The sequence below is a fragment of the Nocardiopsis sp. NPDC006198 genome (genome assembly GCF_040613895.1).
GTDB lineage: Bacteria > Actinomycetota > Actinomycetes > Streptosporangiales > Streptosporangiaceae > Nocardiopsis > Nocardiopsis tropica.
Genome location: NZ_JBEXSY010000137.1, coordinates 1 through 1,468 on the forward strand (window position 1 = coordinate 1; position 1,468 = coordinate 1,468).

Sequence of the window (1,468 nt, forward strand, 5' to 3'; positions counted from 1 at the left end):
AGCACGAGTACGTCTACGTCTCCTCCTACTCGCCCTCCGAGCGCTTCCCCAACTGTCAGCCGCCGCACGACAAGATCTCGATCATCGAGGTGCCGCTGGCCGATCCCGCCGCTGCCGCGGTGGTCAACGAGCCCGAACTGTTCCCGGACGGCGGGCACCGGAGGACCACGGGCTGCCACGACATCACCGTCTACCCGGAACGGGACATCGCCGCGGCGGCCTGCCTGGGCGACGGCCTGCTGCTCGACACGTCGGACCCGGCCGAGCCGCGGGTGGTGGACCGCGTCCAGGACCCGAACTTCGCGTTCTGGCACTCGGCGACGTTCACCAACGACGCCAGGAACGTGGTCTTCACCGACGAGCTCGGCGGCGGAAGCGCGGCCACCTGCACGGAGGAGATCGGCCCCGAGCGGGGCGCCGACGCCGTCTACTCGCTGGACCTCGGTGGCGCGTCCCCCGAACTCGGGTTCAGGAGCTACTACAAATTGCCGCGCCATCAGACCGAAACCGAGAACTGTGTGGCGCACAACGGCTCCCTCATTCCCGTGCCCGGGCAGGACTTCTTCGTGCAGTCCTGGTACCAGGGCGGCGTCTCGGTCATCGACCTGACCGATCCCGACCGGCCCGTGGAGATCGGCCACTTCGACCGCGGCCCCTGGAAACCGGACACGCTGAGCACCGCCGGCTCCTGGTCGGCGTACTACTACAGGGGCCACGTCTACTCGTCCGATATTCAGCGGGGCCTCGACGTGCTCAAACTGACGGACCCGCGTTTGTCCGAGGCGGAGAACGTGCGGATGGACGAGTTCAACCCGCAGTCACAACCGTCTTTTCCGTCCCCGCGATGACAGAACGGACGGCTGCGGGGCGCGCCGGGTCCACCTGGCGGGCCCCGCAGCCGCCTGCGGCTAGTCGCGTTGTGCAGCCAGATCGGGTCAGGCCGACACCGTGTTAACAACCATGTTTCTTTTGTATCCCCCTATACATGTTGATGTTGAACTGTGTACGTTCTTCCTGTTTCGCTCCAATCAGAATCAGGAGTTCGTATGGCGTCATCCCCCCCGACCCCCCGCCCCAGATACGCCTCGGCCCGAAGAGGGCTGACCGGCCTCACCCTGGCCGGAGCGGCCGCCCTCGTGGCCGGACTCCTCGGTCCCGCCTCCGCCTCCGCCGACGACGCGTTCGTCAGCGACGCCGACACCAGCTCCAACGTGACTCATGTGACCAACGTCCCGAAGACGGAGTCGATGAGCGACTTCAACTCGGACCTGGCGTTCACCGGCGACTACGCCATCGGCGGCAACTACAACGGGTTCGTCGTCTACGACATCTCCGAGCCCGAGGACCCGCAGATCGTGTCCGAGGTGCTCTGCCCCGGCGGGCAGGGCGACGTGTCGGTGAGCGGTGACCTGCTGTACTTCTCGGTCGACTACCCGCGCGCCGGTACGGAGTGCGGTGCGGCGTCGGT

1 protein-coding gene and 1 pseudogene are annotated in these 1,468 nt (G+C 66.9%); both read left to right on the top strand.

Features of this window, described 5'->3' with window-relative positions; all coding sequences use genetic code 11:
• The coding region (locus ABZ234_RS33975) for a hypothetical protein (RefSeq protein WP_355014772.1) at window positions 1-848 on the top strand (848 nt) is incomplete at its 5' end.
• 198 nt (window positions 849-1,046) lie between these two features.
• A pseudogene (locus tag ABZ234_RS33980) lies at window positions 1,047-1,468 on the top strand (hypothetical protein); the annotation flags it as partial.